Annotated in this window: 19 protein-coding genes; 9 read left to right on the top strand and 10 right to left on the bottom strand. The window is 60.6% G+C overall.

Features of this window, described 5'->3' with window-relative positions:
* Positions 1 to 138 precede the first annotated feature (138 nt).
* A complete protein-coding gene (locus ACZ5RT_RS07580) occupies positions 139 to 360 on the bottom strand; it encodes a hypothetical protein (RefSeq protein ID WP_108427730.1) in 222 nt (73 codons plus the stop codon).
* A 51-nt stretch (positions 361 to 411) separates the two neighbouring features.
* Here ACZ5RT_RS07580 and ACZ5RT_RS07575 point away from each other — a divergent pair, with 51 nt between their 5' ends.
* Both ACZ5RT_RS07575 and pdxH read left to right on the top strand, forming a co-directional pair.
* Positions 412 to 1,026 carry a gamma-glutamylcyclotransferase gene (locus tag ACZ5RT_RS07575; RefSeq protein ID WP_422170785.1) on the top strand — a complete coding sequence of 205 codons (615 nt, stop codon included), beginning with the start codon at positions 412 to 414 and terminating at the stop codon, positions 1,024 to 1,026.
* Between the two features lie 98 nt (positions 1,027 to 1,124).
* The gene (gene pdxH, locus ACZ5RT_RS07570) at positions 1,125 to 1,757 is read left to right on the top strand and encodes a pyridoxamine 5'-phosphate oxidase (RefSeq protein WP_416560663.1); all 633 of its coding nucleotides are present in this window, start codon (positions 1,125 to 1,127) and stop codon (positions 1,755 to 1,757) included.
* A 14-nt stretch (positions 1,758 to 1,771) separates the two neighbouring features.
* Here the strand turns inward: pdxH and ACZ5RT_RS07565 are convergent, their stop codons facing one another.
* From ACZ5RT_RS07565 to ACZ5RT_RS07550, 4 genes are all read right to left on the bottom strand, one after another.
* Positions 1,772 to 2,728, bottom strand: coding sequence for an AEC family transporter (locus tag ACZ5RT_RS07565; protein WP_422170784.1), 957 nt, complete (start codon positions 2,726 to 2,728; stop codon positions 1,772 to 1,774).
* 99 nt (positions 2,729 to 2,827) lie between these two features.
* Positions 2,828 to 3,067, bottom strand: a complete 240-nt coding sequence (locus ACZ5RT_RS07560) for a hypothetical protein (protein ID WP_464454074.1) — start codon at positions 3,065 to 3,067, stop codon at positions 2,828 to 2,830.
* A gap of 21 nt (positions 3,068 to 3,088) precedes the next feature.
* Positions 3,089 to 3,622: a peptide-methionine (S)-S-oxide reductase MsrA gene (gene msrA / locus ACZ5RT_RS07555; RefSeq protein WP_464454073.1), complete on the bottom strand. Its 534-nt coding sequence runs from the start codon at positions 3,620 to 3,622 to the stop codon at positions 3,089 to 3,091.
* Positions 3,623 to 3,650: 28 nt separating this feature from the next.
* The gene (locus ACZ5RT_RS07550; RefSeq protein ID WP_464454072.1) at positions 3,651 to 4,541 is read right to left on the bottom strand and encodes a LysR family transcriptional regulator; all 891 of its coding nucleotides are present in this window, start codon (positions 4,539 to 4,541) and stop codon (positions 3,651 to 3,653) included.
* Between the two features lie 100 nt (positions 4,542 to 4,641).
* Between ACZ5RT_RS07550 and ACZ5RT_RS07545 the strand changes: the two genes are divergently transcribed.
* The 7 genes from ACZ5RT_RS07545 to ACZ5RT_RS07515 all read left to right on the top strand — a co-directional run bounded on the left by ACZ5RT_RS07545 (position 4,642) and on the right by ACZ5RT_RS07515 (position 13,367).
* Positions 4,642 to 5,829, top strand: coding sequence for an acyl-CoA dehydrogenase (locus ACZ5RT_RS07545; RefSeq protein WP_464454071.1), 1,188 nt, complete (start codon positions 4,642 to 4,644; stop codon positions 5,827 to 5,829).
* 132 nt (positions 5,830 to 5,961) lie between these two features.
* Positions 5,962 to 6,606, top strand: coding sequence for a TetR/AcrR family transcriptional regulator (locus ACZ5RT_RS07540; protein ID WP_464454070.1), 645 nt, complete (start codon positions 5,962 to 5,964; stop codon positions 6,604 to 6,606).
* A 28-nt stretch (positions 6,607 to 6,634) separates the two neighbouring features.
* Positions 6,635 to 7,771, top strand: coding sequence for an efflux RND transporter periplasmic adaptor subunit (locus ACZ5RT_RS07535; RefSeq protein ID WP_464454069.1), 1,137 nt, complete (start codon positions 6,635 to 6,637; stop codon positions 7,769 to 7,771).
* A 12-nt stretch (positions 7,772 to 7,783) separates the two neighbouring features.
* Positions 7,784 to 10,978: an efflux RND transporter permease subunit gene (locus ACZ5RT_RS07530; protein WP_464454068.1), complete on the top strand. Its 3,195-nt coding sequence runs from the start codon at positions 7,784 to 7,786 to the stop codon at positions 10,976 to 10,978.
* Between the two features lie 40 nt (positions 10,979 to 11,018).
* Positions 11,019 to 11,678, top strand: coding sequence for a protein-L-isoaspartate O-methyltransferase family protein (locus ACZ5RT_RS07525; RefSeq protein WP_108427719.1), 660 nt, complete (start codon positions 11,019 to 11,021; stop codon positions 11,676 to 11,678).
* A 10-nt stretch (positions 11,679 to 11,688) separates the two neighbouring features.
* Positions 11,689 to 12,018: a rhodanese-like domain-containing protein gene (locus ACZ5RT_RS07520; RefSeq protein ID WP_464454067.1), complete on the top strand. Its 330-nt coding sequence runs from the start codon at positions 11,689 to 11,691 to the stop codon at positions 12,016 to 12,018.
* 35 nt (positions 12,019 to 12,053) lie between these two features.
* A complete protein-coding gene (locus ACZ5RT_RS07515) occupies positions 12,054 to 13,367 on the top strand; it encodes a TolC family outer membrane protein (RefSeq protein WP_464454066.1) in 1,314 nt (437 codons plus the stop codon).
* A 97-nt stretch (positions 13,368 to 13,464) separates the two neighbouring features.
* On the opposite strand, the gene ACZ5RT_RS07510 is transcribed toward ACZ5RT_RS07515, so the two are convergent.
* Genes ACZ5RT_RS07510 through ACZ5RT_RS07490 form a run of 5 tightly spaced genes read right to left on the bottom strand, consistent with a single transcriptional unit; the run spans position 13,465 to position 18,552 of the window.
* Positions 13,465 to 14,445, bottom strand: coding sequence for a glycosyltransferase (locus ACZ5RT_RS07510; RefSeq protein WP_464454065.1), 981 nt, complete (start codon positions 14,443 to 14,445; stop codon positions 13,465 to 13,467).
* Positions 14,446 to 14,472: 27 nt separating this feature from the next.
* The gene (locus tag ACZ5RT_RS07505; protein WP_464454064.1) at positions 14,473 to 15,264 is read right to left on the bottom strand and encodes a glycosyltransferase family 2 protein; all 792 of its coding nucleotides are present in this window, start codon (positions 15,262 to 15,264) and stop codon (positions 14,473 to 14,475) included.
* Entirely contained in the window at positions 15,261 to 16,121 is an 861-nt protein-coding gene (locus tag ACZ5RT_RS07500; protein WP_464454063.1) for a glycosyltransferase family 2 protein, read from the bottom strand. Before ACZ5RT_RS07500 ends, ACZ5RT_RS07505 begins: the two co-directional genes overlap by 4 nt.
* Positions 16,118 to 17,473 (bottom strand): 3-deoxy-D-manno-octulosonic acid transferase, encoded by a 1,356-nt coding sequence (locus ACZ5RT_RS07495; protein WP_464454062.1) that lies wholly within the window; start codon positions 17,471 to 17,473, stop codon positions 16,118 to 16,120. Before ACZ5RT_RS07495 ends, ACZ5RT_RS07500 begins: the two co-directional genes overlap by 4 nt.
* On the bottom strand, positions 17,470 to 18,552 hold the full coding sequence (locus ACZ5RT_RS07490; protein WP_464454061.1) for a glycosyltransferase family 4 protein: 1,083 nt from the start codon (positions 18,550 to 18,552) through the stop codon (positions 17,470 to 17,472). Before ACZ5RT_RS07490 ends, ACZ5RT_RS07495 begins: the two co-directional genes overlap by 4 nt.
* Between the last annotated feature and the right edge of the window lie 4 nt (positions 18,553 to 18,556).

Here is an 18,556-nt window from a genome sequence, read left to right as displayed (position 1 = left end):
TAAATTACATGATCAATGGTAACCGGGTTCCCCTGTTTTGGTGCGTTAGGCGAGTTACAGACAGGGTACAACTCGCCATGGGCAGCTAGGAGGCGTAAAAAAACCCGCCGAAGCGGGTTTCTCAAGGCCAGTGACGCATCACTTGGCGGCAGATGCCTCGGCTGCAGCGGGCGCTGCAGAGGCGTCCACGGCGGGTGCAGAGGCCTCGGCAGCAGGGGCTGTCGCGGCGACAGGGGCAGCCGGTGCGGCTTTTTTGCTCTTGGCAATGCCAAAACCGATGGCCAGGCCCACGGCCAGCACGATCACGGCCACCAAAACGGCCCAAACCACAGGTTGATTGTCATCTTGAGGGGTCGACATGTTTGTTTTCTCCGAAAATAGTGGCGAGATTGTAATGGGGTCCCATGGCACATGACTGACACACCCGCCCATGCCGCCAGCGCCCACGGGGCAGATCGCGCAGCGACGGCGTTTCAAACCGATTTGCTCGACCGTTTCAGAGCGCAAGCTGCTGGCCGGGATTTGTGGGTGTTTGGCTATGCGTCTCTTTTGTGGCGGCCCGAGTTCGAGGCGCAAGAACAGCACATCACCCGCGTCTGGGGCTGGCACCGCGCCCTGAAAATGTGGAGCCGACTGAACCGGGGCAGCCCCGACTGTCCGGGCCTGGTGTTCGCCTTGTTGCCCGGCGGCAGTTGCCAGGGGGTGGCTTACCGGGTGGCAAGGGACCAGGCCGATGACGTGTTGGTTCGGCTGTGGGCGCGTGAAATGCCCATGGACGTCTACACCCCCCACTGGCTGCCCTGCGACACACCACAAGGACGCGTTCAGGCACTGGCCTTCACCTTGCCGCGCACCAGCCCCAGCTTCACCGGCCATTTGCCCAGTGAAACCTATCGGCAAATTTTCCGGCAGGCCTGCGGGCGTTTTGGCACCACGCTGGACTATGCCCGCCAAACCTACGAGAGCTTGCGGGCCCACGGCATCGAAGACCGCGCTTTGGCCGCTTTGCTGCGACACGCAGACTGAAAGCCGCCTGAGCGTCCGCTCTCACCCAAGCCCAGTGCGCCCCAAGCCCATCGCCCCCGAGTCGGCCACCGCACACTGGCTCTGCCTATACTCAACCCATGAACATCGCCGACCTGCGCAAGAGCTACGAAAAAGCCGAGCTCAACGAAAACGCTTCCCACGCCGACCCCCTGCAGCAATTTGCCCAATGGCTGCAGGAGGCCATCGCCGCCGAAGTGCCCGAACCCAACGCCATGACGCTGGCCACCGTGGCCAGCAACCTGCGCCCCAGCACCCGGGTGGTGCTGATCAAGGGTTATGACGAGCGCGGCATCGTCTGGTACACCAATTACGACAGTCGCAAGGGGCAGGAACTGGCGGGCAACCCCTTTGCCGCGCTGCAGTTTCACTGGGTCGAGCTCGAACGCGTGGTGCGCATCGAAGGCCGGGTGGAAAAGGTCAGCGACGAAGAAAGCGACGCCTACTTCCACAGCCGTCCGCTGGACTCGCGCATCGGGGCCTGGGCCTCACCCCAAAGCCAAGTGATCGACGGGCGCACCGTGCTGGTGACCAATGCCGCCAAATACGCCGCGCAATTCATGCTCAACCCACCGCGCCCCCCGCACTGGGGCGGCTACCGCCTGGTGCCCGACAGCTGGCAGTTCTGGCAAGGCCGCAAAAGCCGTTTGCACGACCGCTTGCGCTACACGCCCGAAGGCAGCGGCTGGTTGCGCGAGCGTTTGGCCCCCTGAGCGAATGGGCGGGTTCAGGCCGGCAACAGAGGCAGCACCGCCATGACCGCCGACACACTGAACACCGCCATGGCGGTCGAAACGGCCACGCCAGCCGTGACAGCGTCTTCTTCTTTGCGGTAACGCTGCGAGAACAAAAACACATTGGCCCCGATGGGCAAAGCCGCGGCCACGGTCATGACCGCCAGGTGCAAACCCCGCAAACCCAACAGCCAGCCCACCGCGAGCATGAGCACCGGGTGTAGCCAGGTTTTCACCAAAGACAGCTTGAAAGCCGACAGGGCTTGCTTGCCGATGGGCGTTTGCGACAAGGTGATGCCCACCAGCACCAGGGCGATGGGGCCAAAAGCGCTGCCCAGCAAAGCCAATGGGCGGTCCACGATGGGGTGAAGGCCCCAGCCGGTTTGGGCATAAGCCAAACCCACCAGAATTGGCAATGGCACCGGGTGGATGATGGCGTTGCGGATGGCCGACGCCACCGTGCGCCAAATGGCACGCCGCTCGCCCGACAAGGCCGCCTGCTCATGCGCCACCTGCAGCTCCAGCACCAAAGTGGCTGCGCTGAGCAAGACCAGCGCGTGCAAGGAAATCAGGGTGAACAGCAACACCTGGCCCTCTTGCCCATAGGCCAGCCCGATCAGGGGCACACCGATCATCAAGGTGTTGCTGAAAATACTGGCCAGCGCCAGCACCGACGCCCGGCTGTTGCCGCCATACGCCCACAGCATGGCTGCAAACAGGCTGCCCGCCACCAAAAAATATTGGGCCACAGGTTTGAAGTCCAGCTGCTCGATGTGCACGCTGCTCATGGTGCGAAACAGCAGCGCCTGCGTCAGCACCAGAAACACCAGGTTCGACAAGTCGCGCACCGATTCACCGCGCACCAGCTTCGCCTTGCCTGCGACAAAGCCAATGAAGATCAGCAAAACAACCGGCAAAAGAGAGGACAGGACGGGGTGATCGAGGTTCATGTCTGGATTATCCCGGCCTGTTAACGCACGGATTCAACGGAAACCACGTAGCCCCGCCCTTGGCGCAAAGTACAACCTGACGCCCCCTGCAACCCGTCCTCAATGGGCGTGTTTCATGCCGCAATACTTGCCCAGCGCCAGGCCCTTGCAGGCTTTTTGCAATTCCTGGGTGCATTGGTCGGGCTTCTTGCCGGACTCCAGGCACTTGGCAGCGGCCTCATGCGCCTGGGCCATGGCGCGGTGACGGGCAATGTCTTCCTGGGTTTCTTTGGTGCTGTGTTGGGCGACCGCTGTCCAAGAAAAGGTCATGGCGGCGAGGAAAAAAGCAATGCGGTTCATGGGTGTCTTTTGGGTTTGCTGTCAGTCGCGCACCAAGTGCGCAAACGTCTTTTTGAATTTGCTCACCTTGGGCGCGGCCACCGCCATGCAGTAACCCTGGTAGGGGTTGCGCTCAAAAAAGTCCTGGTGGTAGTCCTCGGCGGCGCTGTAGTTGGCCAGCGGCAAGACCTCGGTCACGATGGGCTGGCCAAAGGCGTTGGCTACCGTCAACTCGGCGATCATCGCCCGCGCCTCTTCGGCTTGCTCAGGGGTGGTGAAGTAAATGCCGCTGCGGTATTGCGTGCCCACATCGTTGCCCTGACGGTTCAAGGTGGTGGGGTCGTGGATGACGAAAAAGATTTCCAGCAGCTCGCGGGTGCTGATTTGCGCCGGGTCGTATTCGAGCTTGACCACTTCGTTGTGGCCTGTGCGGCCGGTGCAGACTTCTTCGTAGGTGGGGGCCACGGTGTGGCCGTTGCAGTAGCCCGACTCCACATCGCTCACGCCGCGCACCTTGACGTACACCGCCTCGGTGCACCAAAAGCAGCCGCCGCCTAAAACCAGGGTTTGGGTCATGTGGGTTCCTTTTGAGACATGCGATCCATTATCCGTGGCCCATCAGCCCACCCTGCACCGCCTGCACAAAGTCCCCCAGCGCCGTCTGGTCTCGGTCGCTGCGCCACAGGCAACGGGTGTCGTAACGCGTCTCCACATGGCGCAGCGGCACAAACACCGCGCCCGCCAGCGCCGACTGCTGCAGGGCCTGCGGCACCAGCGCCACCCCCAGGCCTTGCGAGACCAGAGACACCACACTCAGCCAATGGCGCAACTCGTGCACCACCTGCGGCATCCAGCCCGCCTGCTCGCACAGCATCACGATGCGCTCGTGGTAATCGGGCGACACCGTGCGCGACACCACCACCAGGTCTTGTCCGGCCAGTTCATCCAGACCGATGCTGGCCACCCCGGCCAATGCGTGGCTGGCGGGCAAACACGCCACCAAGGGCTGGCTGGCCACCAGAATTTGCTCAAAACCTGGCGGCACACGCGGCGTGTGCACAAAGCCCACATCGAGCCGGTCGCGCAGCAGCTCGGACAGCTGCTCGGACGAGCTGAGTTCGCGCAGCACCAGCCGCAAACGCGGGTGGCTGGCCTGAAAGCGGCTCAGGATTTGCGGCAGGCCGCAATACAACATGGTCCCGGCAAAGCCGATGTGCAGCTGGCCCGACTGGCCCTCGGCCACATCGCGCGCCTCGCGCGCGGCGGCGCTCGCCTGCGCCAGCAGTGCCCGGGCGGCCGGCACAAAGGCCTGACCTGCCGCCGTGAGCTGCACGCCCCGGCTGTTGCGGGTGAACAGCTGCGCCCCCACCGAGGCTTCGAGTTGCTGGATGTTCAGGCTGAGCGGCGGCTGAGAAATGGACAAGCGCTGGGCGGCGCGGCCAAAGTGCAGCTCTTCGGCCAACATGAGGAAATAGCGCAGGTGACGGAATTCCATGAATTCAATAAATGTATTGATGCATCGATAATCAATATTAGACAACTATTCATCTCGCCCTGACAATCCACTTCAAGATTTTTCAAACGGAGACCTCAACATGGCCAACCCCAAAAACACCTTCAACTGGGAAGACCCCTTCAACCTCAGCGCCCAGCTCACCGAAGACGAGCGTCAGGTGCAAGAAGCCGCCCGCGCCTATTGCCAGGAAAAGCTGCTGCCCCGCGTGAAGGATGCGTTTCTGAATGAAACCACCGACGTGGCCATCTTCCGCGAGATGGGCGAGCTGGGCCTCTTGGGCCCGACCATCCCCGAGCAGTACGGCGGCGCAGGCCTGAACTACGTCTGCTATGGCTTGGTGGCACGCGAGGTCGAGCGCGTGGACAGCGGTTACCGCTCCATGATGAGCGTGCAGTCGTCCCTTGTGATGGTGCCGATCAACGATTTCGGCACCGAAGCGCAAAAGCAGAAATACCTGCCCAAGTTGGCGCGTGGCGAGTGGATCGGCTGCTTCGGCCTGACCGAGCCCAACCATGGCTCCGACCCCGGCAGCATGATCACCCGCGCCAAAAAGGTCGACGGCGGCTACAGCATCAGCGGCGCCAAGATGTGGATCACCAACAGCCCCATCGCCGATGTGTTCGTGGTCTGGGCCAAGGACGATGGCGGCCAGATCCGCGGCTTCATTCTCGAAAAAGGCTGGAAAGGCCTGTCCGCCCCCGCCGTGCACGGCAAGGTCGGCCTGCGCGCCTCGATCACGGGCGAGATCGTGATGGACGAGGTGTTCTGCCCTGAAGAAAATGCCTTCCCCGAAGTGCGCGGTCTGAAAGGCCCGTTCACTTGCCTCAACAGCGCCCGCTACGGCATCGCCTGGGGTGCCTTGGGTGCCGCCGAAGACTGCTACCTGCGCGCCCGCCAGTATGTGATGGACCGCCAGCAGTTTGGCCGCCCGCTGGCCGCCAACCAGCTGATCCAGAAGAAGCTGGCCGACATGCTGACCGAAATCAGCCTGGGCCTGCAAGGCTGCCTGCAGCTCGGCCGCATGAAGGACGCGGGCAACGCCCCGGTGGAGGTCACTTCCATCCTCAAGCGCAACAGCTGTGGCAAGGCGCTGGACATCGCCCGCATGGCACGCGACATGATGGGCGGCAACGGCATCAGCGCTGAATACGGCGTGGCCCGTCACCTGGTCAACCTGGAAGTGGTCAACACCTACGAAGGCACGCACGATGTGCACGCGCTGATCCTGGGCCGGGCGATCACCGGGATCCCCGCTTTCTCGAACTGACATGGCGCTTTGACGCACATGAGGGGCTGCCAAGAGGCAGCCCTTTTTGTTGGTCGACAGCGTGCGCCAGCGCCTTGACGAAGCCCTGCGCAAGGCTTACATTACTAACCAGTCAGTCATTAACCCAGCCTTGTGAAGACCCCCGAGACCCCCGCCCCCCACAAACGCGAACGCCGCAAACAAGACCGCCCGGGCGAGTTGCTCGAAGCGGCCCTGGACTTGTTCATCGAAAAGGGCTTTGCTGCCACCCGCGTGGAAGAGGTCGCGGCCCGTGCGGGCGTGTCCAAAGGCACGCTGTTTTTGTACTTCCCAAGCAAAGAAGACCTGTTCAAGGCCGTGGTGCGCGAAAACGTGGTGACCCCCGTGGCCCAAGGCGCTGCCGAAGTGGCGCAGTTTCAGGGCAGCACCGGAGAGTTGCTCGAATGGATGATGTTGCAGTGGTGGCGTCGCTATGGAGCCACCAAGGCGTCCGGCATTTCCAAACTGGTCATGAGCGAGGCCAGCAACTTCCCTGACCTGGCGATTTTTTTCCGCAACGAAGTGATTGAACCGGCCCACGCCTTGGTGCGCAACGCATTGCAGCGTGGCATTGACCGGGGTGAGTTCCGGGCCATGAACGTCGATCTGGTCTTGCACTCGGTCATGGCACCGCTCTTGTTTTTGGTGATGTGGAAGCATTCCATGGGGCCGTGCTGCCCCAGCCATGAACAAATTGACCCCGAAGCCTTCATAACGCAGCACGCCCGCCTGATGGCGCGCGGGCTGTCCCCTGCCTGATATTCAACAGATTTCTGCCACCAACACCATGAAAAAATCGACCTTCTGGATTTTGACGGCCGTGGCCGCTGCGGCCTTGGTCGCAGGCGGTGCGCGTTGGCTGAGCCAACGCCAGCCTGCCAGCAACGCCGCCAAAACGAGCGCGCCAGCTGCCCCTGTCATTGAGTTGAGCGTCAGCGATGTGGTTCAGGTTCAAAACATGGACATGGTGCTGGGCCTGCCCGTTTCGGGCACGCTCAAGGCCAGCCAAAGCGCCATGGTCAAGGCCCGCGTGGTGGGTGAGCTGCTGGAGCTGACCGTTCGTGAAGGCGACGTGGTCAAGGCCGGCCAGGTGATCGCCCGCATCGACCCCACCGAATACCAGGCCCGAGAGCGCCAAGCCAAGCAACAAGCCGACGCGGCATGGGCCCAGGTGGACATTGCACAAAAGCAGTACGACAACAACAAGGCCCTGGTGGACCAGGGCTTCATCTCGCAGACCGCCTTGCAAAACGCCATGGCCAGCCTGAACGGGGCCAAGGCGACCCACATGGCGGCGGTGGCGGCACTCGATGTGGCCCGCAAGGCGCTGGACGATGCGACCCTGCGTTCACCCATCAGCGGCCAGATTGCCCAGCGTCTGGCCCAACCCGGTGAGCGCATGGCGCTGGACGCCCGAATCGTCGAAGTGGTCAACCTCACGCAGCTGGAGCTGGAAGCGGCCCTGCCCGCCGCCGATGCGGGCCTGGTGCGCCAAGGCATGAAGGCCCAGCTCAAAATCGAGGGGCAGGACGAGGCCGTCACCGCCCAGGTCTTGCGCATCAACCCCGCAGCCCAAGCGGCCAGCCGCAGTGTGCTGGTGTACCTGAGCGTGCCCGGCCAGGAAGGCTTGCGGCAAGGCCTGTTTGCCGAAGGCTTGCTCGGCACACGCAGCGCCCGGGCGCTGGCCGTGCCCCTGTCGAGCGTGCGCACCGACAAGCCTCTGCCCTATGTGCAGGTGGTCGATGGCGATCGGGTGCGGCATGTGTCGGTACAAACCGGCACCCGCACCGAAAAAACCCAACAGAACATCACCCTGACCTGGGTCGAGGTGAAGGGGTTGAGTGAAGGCACCCAGGTGCTGATGGCCAGCGCAGGGGCGGTTCGCGAAGGCACCCAGGTGAAATTCACCGCTGGCGTGCGCTGAAAGAGGCCGACCATGTGGTTCACCCGCGTCAGCCTGAAAAACCCTGTCTTCGCCACCATGGTCATGTTGGCCTTGGTGGTGCTGGGTCTGTTCTCCTACCAGCGCCTGAAGGTGGACCAGTTCCCGAACATCGACTTTCCGGTGGTGGTGGTCAGCACCGAGTACCCCGGGGCCTCGCCCGAGATCGTGGAAAGCGAAGTCTCCAAAAAGATCGAAGAAGGCGTCAACTCGATCGCGGGCATCAGCGCCCTCACCTCCCGCAGTTACGAGAACCAGTCGGTGGTGGTCATCGAGTTCCAGTTGAACATCAATGGGCGCAAAGCGGCCGAAGACGTGCGCGAAAAAGTGGCGGCCATCCGCCCCAGCCTGCGCACCGAAGTCAAAGAACCCAAAGTGCTGCGCTTCGACCCATCCGCCCGCGCCATCTGGTCGCTGGCCGTGGTGCCGCAAGCGGTGCAAGGCCAAGCCCCCAGTGCGGTGGAGCTGACCAACTGGTCCGAGCAAGTGCTGAAAAAACGTCTGGAGAACGTTCGCGGCGTGGGCTCGGTCTCTTTGGTCGGTGGCACCCGACGCGAAATCAACCTGTACCTGCAACCCTCGGCCATGGAAGCGCTGGGCGTCACCGCAGACCAGGTGGTCAGCGCTGTGCGCAACGAGAACCAGGACTTGCCCGCGGGAGCGATCCGCTCGCTGGAGCAAGAGCGCATGGTTCAGATCGAATCGCGCATGAAGCGCCCCGAGGACTTTGAACGCATCATCGTGGCCCGCAAAGGCAGCACCCCGATACGCCTGTCGCAGGTGGCCCGGGTGCAAGACGGTGCCCAGGAGCTTGAAACGATGGCTTTGTACAACGGCCAGCGCACGCTGCTGCTGACGGTGCAAAAAGCCCAGGACGAAAACACCATCGACGTGATCAATGGCCTGGTGAAAACCGTGGCCGACATGCAGAGTCAGACGCCTGCCGGTATCCGGCTGGAGCCCATCACCGATGGCTCCCGCCCCATCCGTGTGGCGGTGGACAACGTGCGGCGCACGCTCATCGAGGGGGCTGTGCTGACGGTGTTGATCGTTTTCCTGTTCCTCAACTCCTGGCGGTCCACCGTCATCACCGGGCTGACTTTGCCGATTTCGCTGATCGGCACCTTCATGTTCATGCAGATGTTCGGCTTCACCATCAACATGGTCACGCTGATGGCTTTGTCGCTGTGCGTGGGCTTGCTGATTGACGACGCCATCGTGGTGCGTGAGAACATCGTGCGGCATGTGCAAATGGGCAAAAACGCCTGGCACGCCTCGATGGATGGCACGCAGGAGATTGGCCTGGCCGTGCTGGCCACCACTTTGTCCATCGTGGCGGTGTTTTTGCCGATCGGCTTCATGGAGGGCATCATCGGCAAGTTCTTCCACGAGTTCGGCATCACCATCGTGGCGGCGGTCCTGATTTCGATGTTTGTCAGCTTCACGCTCGACCCCATGTTGTCGAGCATCTGGCACGACCCAAGCATCGAAGCGCATGGCCAGCGCCACGCCCCCGTCACTTTTTACGACAAGACCATCGGCCGGGTGACCAGCTGGTTTGACCGGGGCACCGACCAACTGGCCGAGGGTTACCAAACAATCCTGGCCTGGTCGCTGGTGCACAAACGCAAAACCGTGCTGATGGCGGTGGGCATTTTTGCGCTGAGCATTTTCATGCTGCGTTTCGTAGGCACCGAGTTTGTGCCCAAGGCGGACTTTTCTGAAACCACCGTGAATTTCCAGACCCCCGTGGGCAGCTCACTGGAGGCCACCGAAGCCAAAGCCCGTCAGGTAGAAGCCATCATCCGTGAGTTGCCGGAAGTGCGTTACACCCTGGCCACGCTGAACACGGGCAATTCATTGGGCAAAAACAGCACCAGCATCTACATCCGCCTGGTCGACCGCAAGGACCGACAACGCAATGTGGACGAGATGTCGGGCGTGCTCCGCGAGCGTTTGAGCCAAGTACCGGGCATCACGGTCACGCACGTTGGCTTGCTGGACTCGGTGGGCGGCAACAAACAGGTCGAGTTTTCGCTACAAGGCCCCGACCAGCGCGAGCTGGAGCGACTGGCTTTGGGCGTGATGGACAAAGTGCGCAACATCCCCGGCCTGGTGGATCTGGACTCCAGCGTCAAAGCCAACAAACCGACCATCCGCGTGGAGGTGCTGCGCGACTCGGCGGCCGATCTGGGACTGGGCACCGCCCAGATCGCCGGGCCGTTGCGCACCTTGGTGGCCGGCCAGACGGTGGGCAACTGGCGAGCCCCCGACGACCAGACCTATGACGTGAACGTGCGCCTGGCCCCGGAAAGCCGCAACGCCACCCAAGACCTGGAGCGGCTGCCGTTTGCCGTCGCTGCCGGGCCTGATGGCAACCCACGTGTGGTGCGTCTGGGCCAGGTGGCCAAGATCAGCGAATCCACCGGCTCCAACCAGATCAACCGCCGCGACCTGACGCGTGAGGTGGCCATCAACGCCAACACCTATGGCCGCGCCGCAGGCGAAGTGTCCGCAGACATCCGCAAAATCATGGACGGTGTCAACCTGCCACCGGGCTACCGTTACCAATTTGGCGGTTCCACCAAAAACATGGCCGAGTCTTTTGGCTACGCCGTGTCGGCCCTGGCGATGGCGGTGATTTTCATCTACATGATTCTCGCCAGCCAGTTCAAGAGCTTCCTCCAGCCCCTGGCCCTGATGACGGCCTTGCCGCTGACGCTGATCGGCGTGGTGCTGGCCCTGATGGCTTTCCGCTCGACTTTGTCGATGTTCTCGATCATCGGGGTCATCATGCTGATGGGCCTGGTGACAAAAAACGCAATTCTGCTGGTGGATTTTGCGATCCGCGCCCGCGAAGACCATACCGACCAGGAAGGCCGCCGCATCCCAGGCATGGAACGCAGCGCGGCCCTCCTGATGGCCGCCAAAGTCCGCTTGCGCCCGATTTTGATGACCACATTAGCCATGATTTTCGGCATGGTGCCGCTGGCTTTTGCCATGACCGAAGGCTCGGAACAACGCGCCCCCATGGGCCAGGCCGTGATCGGCGGGGTCATCACCTCGTCCTTGCTCACCCTCGTGGTTGTGCCCGTGGTGTACTGCTACATGGACGACCTGGCGCAATGGCTGCGCCGCAAAGCAGGCCTTGCCCCCGCCCGTCAGGGTCAGGACATCAGCCCCCCTTAAAATCCATGCATTTAGCGATAACCCCCTCAGGAGTACCCAAATGGATCTGAATCAAGCCCGATTCAACATGATCGAACAGCAAATCCGCCCTTGGGAAGTGCTGGACCCCCAAGTGCTGGAACTGCTCTCGGTCGTGCGCCGTGAAGACTTTGTGCCCATGGCGCACAAAGCACTGGCCTTTGTCGACATGGAAATCCCGCTGGGTGCCGCGCCCAACCAGGTCATGCTGGCGCCCCGCGTTCAGGCACGCATGCTGCAAGACCTGGCGGTGAAAAAAACCGACAAAGCGCTGGACATCGGCACCGGCTCCGGCTTCATGGCCGCCTTGCTGGCGCATCAGGCCGCCAGCGTGCTGAGCCTGGAAATCGACGCCCATTTGGCCGCCCAAGCCCAAGCCAACCTGCAAAAAGCGGGCGTGACCAATGTGGTCGTGCGCACAGCCGATGGCAGCCAGGGCGCAGCGGCCGATGGCCCCTTTGATGTGATCGTGCTCAGCGGCTCGGTGGCCGAAGTGCCTGCCGCCTTGCTGCAGCAACTCGCCGTGGGTGGCCGTCTGGTCGCCATCGTGGGGGACGAGCCCATGATGCGTGCCACGCTGATCACCCGCACCAGCGAGAGCAGCTGGACGACCACAGAGCCCTGGGACAGCAACGCCCCTCGCCTGAGTGGTTTCCCCGAGCACTCACGCTTTCAATTCTGAACGGCCCGCCATGGAACAAATCTCCCCCGCACAGCTGACCGACTGGGCCAAAGGCCAAACCCAACGCCCCGTTCTGCTGGACGTGCGTGAAGGCTGGGAAGTGCAAACCGCCAGCGCCAAAACCGATGCGCTGGACCTGGTGCACATGCCCATGCAAAGCATTCCTGCACGCCTGGATGAGCTGGACAAATCCCGCCCCATCGCCTGCCTGTGCCACCACGGCGGCCGCAGCATGCAAGTGGCGGCCTTTTTGCAACAGCATGGCTTCCAGGTGGCCAACGTCTCGGGCGGCATCCACGCCTGGTCTGCCCAAGTCGACCCGACCATCCCGGTGTACTGAGTCGACTGGCCTCACTGAATTTTTGAAAGCTCTCCATGAAACTGCGCCTCTTGCCTCTGACCCTTTCTCTGGCCGCTGCACTGGCGGGTACGGCCCAGGCCCAAAGCCTGGCTCAGCTTTACGAAGCAGCCAAAGGCCATGACGCCACTTTCAAGGCCGCGCAGTCGCAGTACCAGGCCAACCTGGCCAAGGCCGAGCAAGCCAAAGCGCTGCTCCGCCCCACCGCCGGACTGGCCGCCACGGTGAGCGAGAGCGACTTCGACAGCCAAACCAGCACGCCAGATGCACGGTATGGCACTCGCAACGCCACGCTGAGCGCCAGCCAGCCGCTGTACCGCCCCGCGAATTGGGCGGGCTACCAGCAGGGCATGAAGCAAGTCGGTTTGGCTCAAGCACAGCTGAAAGCGGCCGAGCAAGAACTGATCGTGCGTGTGAGCCAAGCCTACTTCGAGGTGCTCACCGCCCAGGAAAGCCTGGCTTTTGTCAAAGCTCAAAAAACAGCCGTGGCCGAGCAGCTGGCTGCCGCCAAGCGCAACTTTGAAGTCGGCACCTCGACCATCACCGACACCCGTGAGGCGCAAGCGCGCTTTGATTTGGTGACCGCGCAAGAAATTGCGGCCGAAAACGATCTGCGCGTGAAAAAGCTGGCACTGGACCAGTCGGTGGGTTTGCAAAATGCGCAGCCCGTGCCCCTCAAATTAGGTGCCAACCTCAGCCCCACCGTGATTGGGGATGCCGAAAGTTGGGTCCAACAAGCCACAGCACAAAGCCCCGGCATTGAGCAAGCGCGCATTGGCCTGGAAGTGGCCCAACTCGAAACCGAAAAAGCCAAAGCCGGGCACATGCCCACGCTGGATCTGACTGCGTCCTATGGTGGTACACGATTCCGCAATGGCAATCAATCATCGCGTGTCGACAACAATACAGGCACCATCGGTCTGAGCTTCAATCTGCCCTTGTACGCGGGTCACGCGACCCAAAACCGCATTCAGGAAACCGTCTCGCTCGAAGAAAAAGCCCGCAACGACCTGGATGCCGCGCAGCGCTCGGTCGCTCAAGCCACCCGCACCGCCTTTTTCGGCGTGCAATCCGGCCTAGGCCAGGTCAAAGCCCTGGAAGCCGCCGAAGCCTCCAGCCAAAGCGCCTTGGACGCCAACAAGCTGGGCTATCAGGTGGGCGTGCGCATCAACATCGATGTGCTCAACAGCCAAACCCAACTCTTCCAGACCAAGCGCGATCTGGCCAAAGCCCGTTACGACGTCTTATTGGGTCAACTCAAGCTGCGTCAGGCGGCGGGGGTGCTCAAGGCGGAAGATGTTCAAACACTGAACAGTCTTTTTGGACAGTAAATTTTGCCGGCACACTCTGCGGCGCGGTTCAGCTTCGGCAAACGCGCCAGGCAGAATACCAGTTCAAAGTTTGAGGGGTATTTTTCCTGAGGCTGACTCAGGCCTTCCAGGGCAACAGTTGATGGCCATTTTCCTTAAGCACGGGTTGTGTTGCATTCATGCGCTCACCATCCAGGACGCGCTGGTATTTTTCCAGATACCCCTTCGCCATCGCCACATGGTTAAACATGGAAACCGCTCGTTGATGGCATTCACGAGGATCAAACTTCATCTCACGAACCGCCAAAGCCAAGTCGGAAACGGAATCAGATAAATATCCGTGGTCAGACAACACGATCTCCGGGAGCGCGCCATAGGGGGTTGCAAACACCGGGTTGCCGAAATACAGGCTCTCGATCACGGCCAAGCCAAAAGGCTCGTTCCAGCGCACTGGAAAAATCATGCCTTTGGATTCATTGAGCAAGCGAAACTTCAGCTCACCGCCCACCATGCCGTGAAAATGGATGGAGCGCCATGGGGTGAATCGGAAGGTACGAGACAAATTCAATCGAGTGCCGCCCAGCACGGCCAACTCCACGCCAGCCCTGCGAGCCACTTGAATCGCCCCTTTGAGGTTCTTGACAGGCCACGAGCCTTTGCCTAAGAAATGATGGCGAAGGCGAGGCATGCTCCAGTCGACAGCCCCATAAGAGGACCAGTCCAAACCGTTGTACACGAATTCTTTGGAGCCATACCGATCCGCATGATTTCTGGAAATGAAGACTGTATTCAGTGGAAAAGGATATTCCCGCTTGCTGTTACCGTGTTCAGTGACCAGGTAAGGGAAATCAGGTTCCATTTCGGTGTTCGACTGGAAGTGAACGATGTCAAAGGCGTCAGACGGTATCTGCGCCATGACTGGTTTCGTAGCATCGATGCAAATCAGCTTGGCGAAATCACAGCTTGACCCCTCTGGAACCAAAAAAGTAACCTCATGCCCCAGCTCAATCAGGCCTTTGGCCAAATCCCACACCACACGCTCAGTCCCTCCATAAGAAAAGACAGGAATCTTGGTTTGATGAACGAGCAAAATTTTCATGGATCAATCTTGGATTGGTGAAGTGATTCAACGCTTTGAAAGCGCAACCCCTGGTTCATTGAAGTCATATTTCAAAGCGGCGTAACGGAAAAAGCATTCGAGCGCAATGAAAAAGCAGAACAAAAAGCCTTCTGCACCGCACAAAAAACCACGACGAAAAATGTAGAGTTTCAAAAATATGGCGAGCGCCGATGCAAACCCGCGCAACACGCCGCCAGTTTTGCCAAGCTGAGCTCTCTTGGCCGCACCGTGCTGCACATACTGCGCCAATTTGAGCAAACTGCCATGCACTGTTTCCCGCGAGTAGTGCAACAAGCGTTCGCGAAACTTGATCACAGGACGTGACCCATTGCGCATGATGGCGCCCTCGTGCACGACACCTTCAAATTTTTCGACAGATGCCGTTTTGAACAAACGCTGGACGCCTGCTGTTGATTTCATCAATGTGAGCGGCCGGCCATAGGCTACCTGGTTCCACAAGACCTCCCAAATGGCATCTCGTTGGCTGGCTACAGCGGCGCGAATTTCCTCGGCCAAGGCCTCACCAATCACTTCGTCGGCATCCAGAAAAAAAATATAGTCCGTTTTGACATACTGCAGCAGACGAGTGCGTTGAGCCGCAAAACCTTGCCAGTCATCGTGGCGCTGAACTTCTGCCCCCATCTCTTTGGCGATTTCCCTCGTGCGATCGGTGCTGCCACTGTCCACGACCACAATCTGATCGGCGAACTTGGCGCTTTGAATGCATTGGGCAATCCGACGTTCCTCGTTCATCGTCAGAATGCCGATGCATAGCGTGGTTCGATCTACAGACTTCATGATGCTTTCCATTTCAACACCCCACACCAACGACCCCACATGCGGGCCAGCAGCTTGGGCGAAAACAGGATGACCCGCAGTGGCAATGCCAGCGTGGTCGTCCAAATCAGGCGTCTTCGCAGCTTTTGCGCGGCCTGCAAAGACTCATGTTTCTTCAAAAATATCAGCTTCGATTGTGCATGGTGAAAACCACGCAGGTATTCACTGCGCCAAGGTGATCGGCCTCGAACAGACCCTCGCGACCGATGCAGCACCTTCACTTCAGGGCAAAGCACCATCGGCTGCTTGGCCTGAAAAAGCCTCAGGCACAAGTCATCATCTTCGTAGTACAGAAAAAAGCGTTCATCGAAAAAGCCGGTCAGGGCCATCCGCTCCATTCGAAGCAGCATGACGGCGCCACAAACAAAGCCCACACACAGCGGACCTTCGGCGGCAGGACCACGGCTGGTCCAATACGCAGAGGGCCACCTGTAATTGACCTCCGCCTTCTCCTCTGAGGCCATGAGTTGGGGCGCCACAAGCGCGGCATCAGTGAAAATTTCAGCCGATGACAGCAAGGCCAGCAAAGCCTGTGGCGTCATTTCACAATCGGGGTTCAACAGCAAGGCAAATGGTGTTCTCACCTGCGCCAAGGCACGGTTGTTGGCTGCGCCAAAACCGAGGTTACGACCGTGCGCCAAAACCGTGACATGCGACCACAGCATCTGCGCTTTGTCCGCCGTACCGTCGTCACTGCCATTGTCCGAGATCAGCACATTCGGACAAACCGACAACAGGGGAGAGAGCATTGGCAAACAATGTGCGCTGTTGTAAGTGACCACGACGATGGTGACCTGCGAAAAAGCCGAAGGGCTCATGCCACGCTCCCGTTCATCTTGATGACAGCCGTTGAGCGCAAGGCTTGGATGTGATTGGACACGGCCCCTCTCCCCTTCTCCAGCAACTGATCAGCAGCTTTTTGCGCATGCTCAAGTGATTGCGGATGGGTCAACGCCAAAACAACTTGGTCTAAGGCAGCTTGCATGTCCTGCATCTGCCATGCAGCGCCCTGCGCAACTGCCAAAGCGGCCGCATCTGCAAAGTTAAACGTGTGCGGCCCCATGACCACGGGACAAGCGCACGCTGCGGCTTCAATCAAATTTTGCCCCCCCAAGGGTGCAAAACTGCCACCGAGCAATGCCATGCGACTGACCAGATAGTAGGTCTGCATTTCGCCCAGGCTGTCGCCCAAAACCACATCGGCACTGGTCATGCGAGCCGCATCAGGTTCACGATCACCCCATGCACTTCTGCGCTCACATAGCAACGCGGCCTGTGCAAGCAAAGCATTCACCTCGTCAAAGCGCTGCGGGTGCCGAGGCACCAAAAGCCACAAAACGCCCAGCGCCTTGAGTTGTTCCAGACGATCGGGTTGGGACTGCAGCGCCTGCAACCACAACACCTCTTCCCCCTCGCGGGTACTGGCCAGCATGACGACGGGTCGACTGTCCAGACCGCTACGCCAAAGTGACGCCTGTTTTCGGGCTTGGTCAGAAACCACAACATCAAATTTCAGGTTCCCGACAACACGCACATCCCGGCAACCCAGACGCAACAAACGCTGCGCATCGGGCACGGATTGCGCCAACACCAGACTCAAACCACGGTAAGCAGGCCCCGACAGCGCGGGCCAGCGCAATGCACGGCGACAGGATTTTTCACTCATGCGTGCATTGAGCAAACACAAGGGCACACCCGCTTGACGGCAGGCCTGCACCAGATGGGGCCACACCTCGGTCTCCATCAGCAAGCCCATGCTGGGCTTGAAGTGCGCCAGAAATTGACGCGTCGCCCGCGCCGTATCCCAAGGCAACCACGCTTGAACATCCCCAGCCTCCAGCAGCGCCCTGCCCTGCACCCATCCCGTGGCCGTACCGTGTGTCAAAAGAAGGCGCATACCCGGAAAGGCCTCGCGCAATGCCGGCAAGAGCAAGGCCGCAGCACGGGTCTCCCCCAAGGACACGGCGTGAAGCCAAACAAAACCGCCCTCAGGCGAGCTGTCAGCGTATTGCCCGAACCTTTGCGCCACATTCAGCCCGTATTGAGGCTCGTGCTGCGCACGACGGCGCAGCTTTTGGCGCAGCAAAGGCTGCAAAACGTGCAACAAGACACCGTAGGCGGTCAAGGCCAGTCGCTCGAAGCCAGTCAAACCAGGCCATACCCGTGTCATCCGGCTCGGGCCTTTTCAAAGAGTCCCTTGTACACGCGCGAGATGCCCTCGGCCTCCCGGCCCAGCGAAAAGTGCTCGCTCACCCGGGCACGTGCAGCCTGCCCCATCTGCACCGCATGGGTCGGATCTTTCAGCACAGAGACGACCGCGCGGGTCAGTCCTGGCACGTCGTCGGTGTCCACCATTTCACCGGTTTGGCCGGGTATGGCCAATTGGTCAAAGGCCCCCGTGCGCGAACAAACCAGTGCACAAGCCGTGGCAGCCGCCTCAAACGGCGTCAGGCCAAAGGGCTCATAACGCGGACACGCGACACACAACAGGCAGCGTTGGTACCACAGGTGAACCTCACCTGCAGGCACTTCGCCCAAAAAGACAATCCGGTCATGCAATCCCGCCGCATCGATTTGGCGCTGAAGATCTTGCTGATAAGCCTGGTGCTGCGGCTGTGCCAACCCAGCGATGACAGCCGTCGCACCCGGCAACTGGGGCAAAGCCTGGATCATGGCGTGCACAAACACATCACTGCCTTTGTCAGGCCGTACACGACCAAACACACCAATGCCGTATTGCCCTGGCAAACCCGAATCGGCCCAAGCCTTGAGTTTGTCCGGCGGTGGACTGAAACGAGACAAATCAATGCCATGCGGCACCACGGCGGTGGTATTGGGCACAAAACTGGCCGCCAGAGGCGTGGTGGAAATGACCGCGTCCATTTTGGAAATCAGCCAGCGTGGAAAGCGCCCATGCAAATGCTGGGCCGCCGAGGTGAACACCAACTTGATCGGCAGCCGCAACACATCACGTGCAAAAATCGCCGCCATCATTTCCGGATCACGCCGCACGTGCCAGATGCGAAAAGGCCGACCTGCTGGCGGTTTGCGCGACAGCGCGATCGCTTGCCTCAGTGTCATGCCATCGATGCCATTGGACATCCGTGTGCCGCAAAAACCCAAACGCCACTGCTGGGCCTGCAAGGGCACCAGCGCATTGATGGTGGCAGACACACCTGTGTAGCGCTGCTTCAAGTTGAACACAATGACCTCAGGGTCCGGGCTCAGCAAAGGGTGAAGGGCATTCATGAAG

The organism is Limnohabitans sp. TEGF003, from assembly GCF_055395455.1.
The sequence above is the reverse complement of the archived record's forward strand: the minus strand, read 5'-3'. Positions and strand labels throughout refer to the sequence as shown.

What these genes read in the sequence shown, in the direction of transcription:
- ACZ5RT_RS07530 (WP_464454068.1), top strand. Translation starts at nt 7,784, where the DNA reads ATGTGGTTCACCCGCGTCAGCCTGAAAAACCCTGTCTTCGCCACCATG.
- ACZ5RT_RS07545 (WP_464454071.1), top strand. Translation starts at nt 4,642, where the DNA reads ATGGCCAACCCCAAAAACACCTTCAACTGGGAAGACCCCTTCAACCTC.
- ACZ5RT_RS07565 (WP_422170784.1), bottom strand. Translation starts at nt 2,728, where the DNA reads ATGAACCTCGATCACCCCGTCCTGTCCTCTCTTTTGCCGGTTGTTTTG.
- ACZ5RT_RS07580 (WP_108427730.1), bottom strand. Translation starts at nt 360, where the DNA reads ATGTCGACCCCTCAAGATGACAATCAACCTGTGGTTTGGGCCGTTTTG.
- ACZ5RT_RS07500 (WP_464454063.1), bottom strand. Translation starts at nt 16,121, where the DNA reads ATGAGCCCTTCGGCTTTTTCGCAGGTCACCATCGTCGTGGTCACTTAC.
- ACZ5RT_RS07575 (WP_422170785.1), top strand. Translation starts at nt 412, where the DNA reads ATGACTGACACACCCGCCCATGCCGCCAGCGCCCACGGGGCAGATCGC.
- ACZ5RT_RS07520 (WP_464454067.1), top strand. Translation starts at nt 11,689, where the DNA reads ATGGAACAAATCTCCCCCGCACAGCTGACCGACTGGGCCAAAGGCCAA.
- ACZ5RT_RS07495 (WP_464454062.1), bottom strand. Translation starts at nt 17,473, where the DNA reads ATGACACGGGTATGGCCTGGTTTGACTGGCTTCGAGCGACTGGCCTTG.
- ACZ5RT_RS07505 (WP_464454064.1), bottom strand. Translation starts at nt 15,264, where the DNA reads ATGAAGTCTGTAGATCGAACCACGCTATGCATCGGCATTCTGACGATG.
- ACZ5RT_RS07515 (WP_464454066.1), top strand. Translation starts at nt 12,054, where the DNA reads ATGAAACTGCGCCTCTTGCCTCTGACCCTTTCTCTGGCCGCTGCACTG.
- ACZ5RT_RS07490 (WP_464454061.1), bottom strand. Translation starts at nt 18,552, where the DNA reads ATGAATGCCCTTCACCCTTTGCTGAGCCCGGACCCTGAGGTCATTGTG.
- ACZ5RT_RS07525 (WP_108427719.1), top strand. Translation starts at nt 11,019, where the DNA reads ATGGATCTGAATCAAGCCCGATTCAACATGATCGAACAGCAAATCCGC.
- ACZ5RT_RS07560 (WP_464454074.1), bottom strand. Translation starts at nt 3,067, where the DNA reads ATGAACCGCATTGCTTTTTTCCTCGCCGCCATGACCTTTTCTTGGACA.
- msrA (WP_464454073.1), bottom strand. Translation starts at nt 3,622, where the DNA reads ATGACCCAAACCCTGGTTTTAGGCGGCGGCTGCTTTTGGTGCACCGAG.
- ACZ5RT_RS07510 (WP_464454065.1), bottom strand. Translation starts at nt 14,445, where the DNA reads ATGAAAATTTTGCTCGTTCATCAAACCAAGATTCCTGTCTTTTCTTAT.
- ACZ5RT_RS07550 (WP_464454072.1), bottom strand. Translation starts at nt 4,541, where the DNA reads ATGGAATTCCGTCACCTGCGCTATTTCCTCATGTTGGCCGAAGAGCTG.
- pdxH (WP_416560663.1), top strand. Translation starts at nt 1,125, where the DNA reads ATGAACATCGCCGACCTGCGCAAGAGCTACGAAAAAGCCGAGCTCAAC.
- ACZ5RT_RS07535 (WP_464454069.1), top strand. Translation starts at nt 6,635, where the DNA reads ATGAAAAAATCGACCTTCTGGATTTTGACGGCCGTGGCCGCTGCGGCC.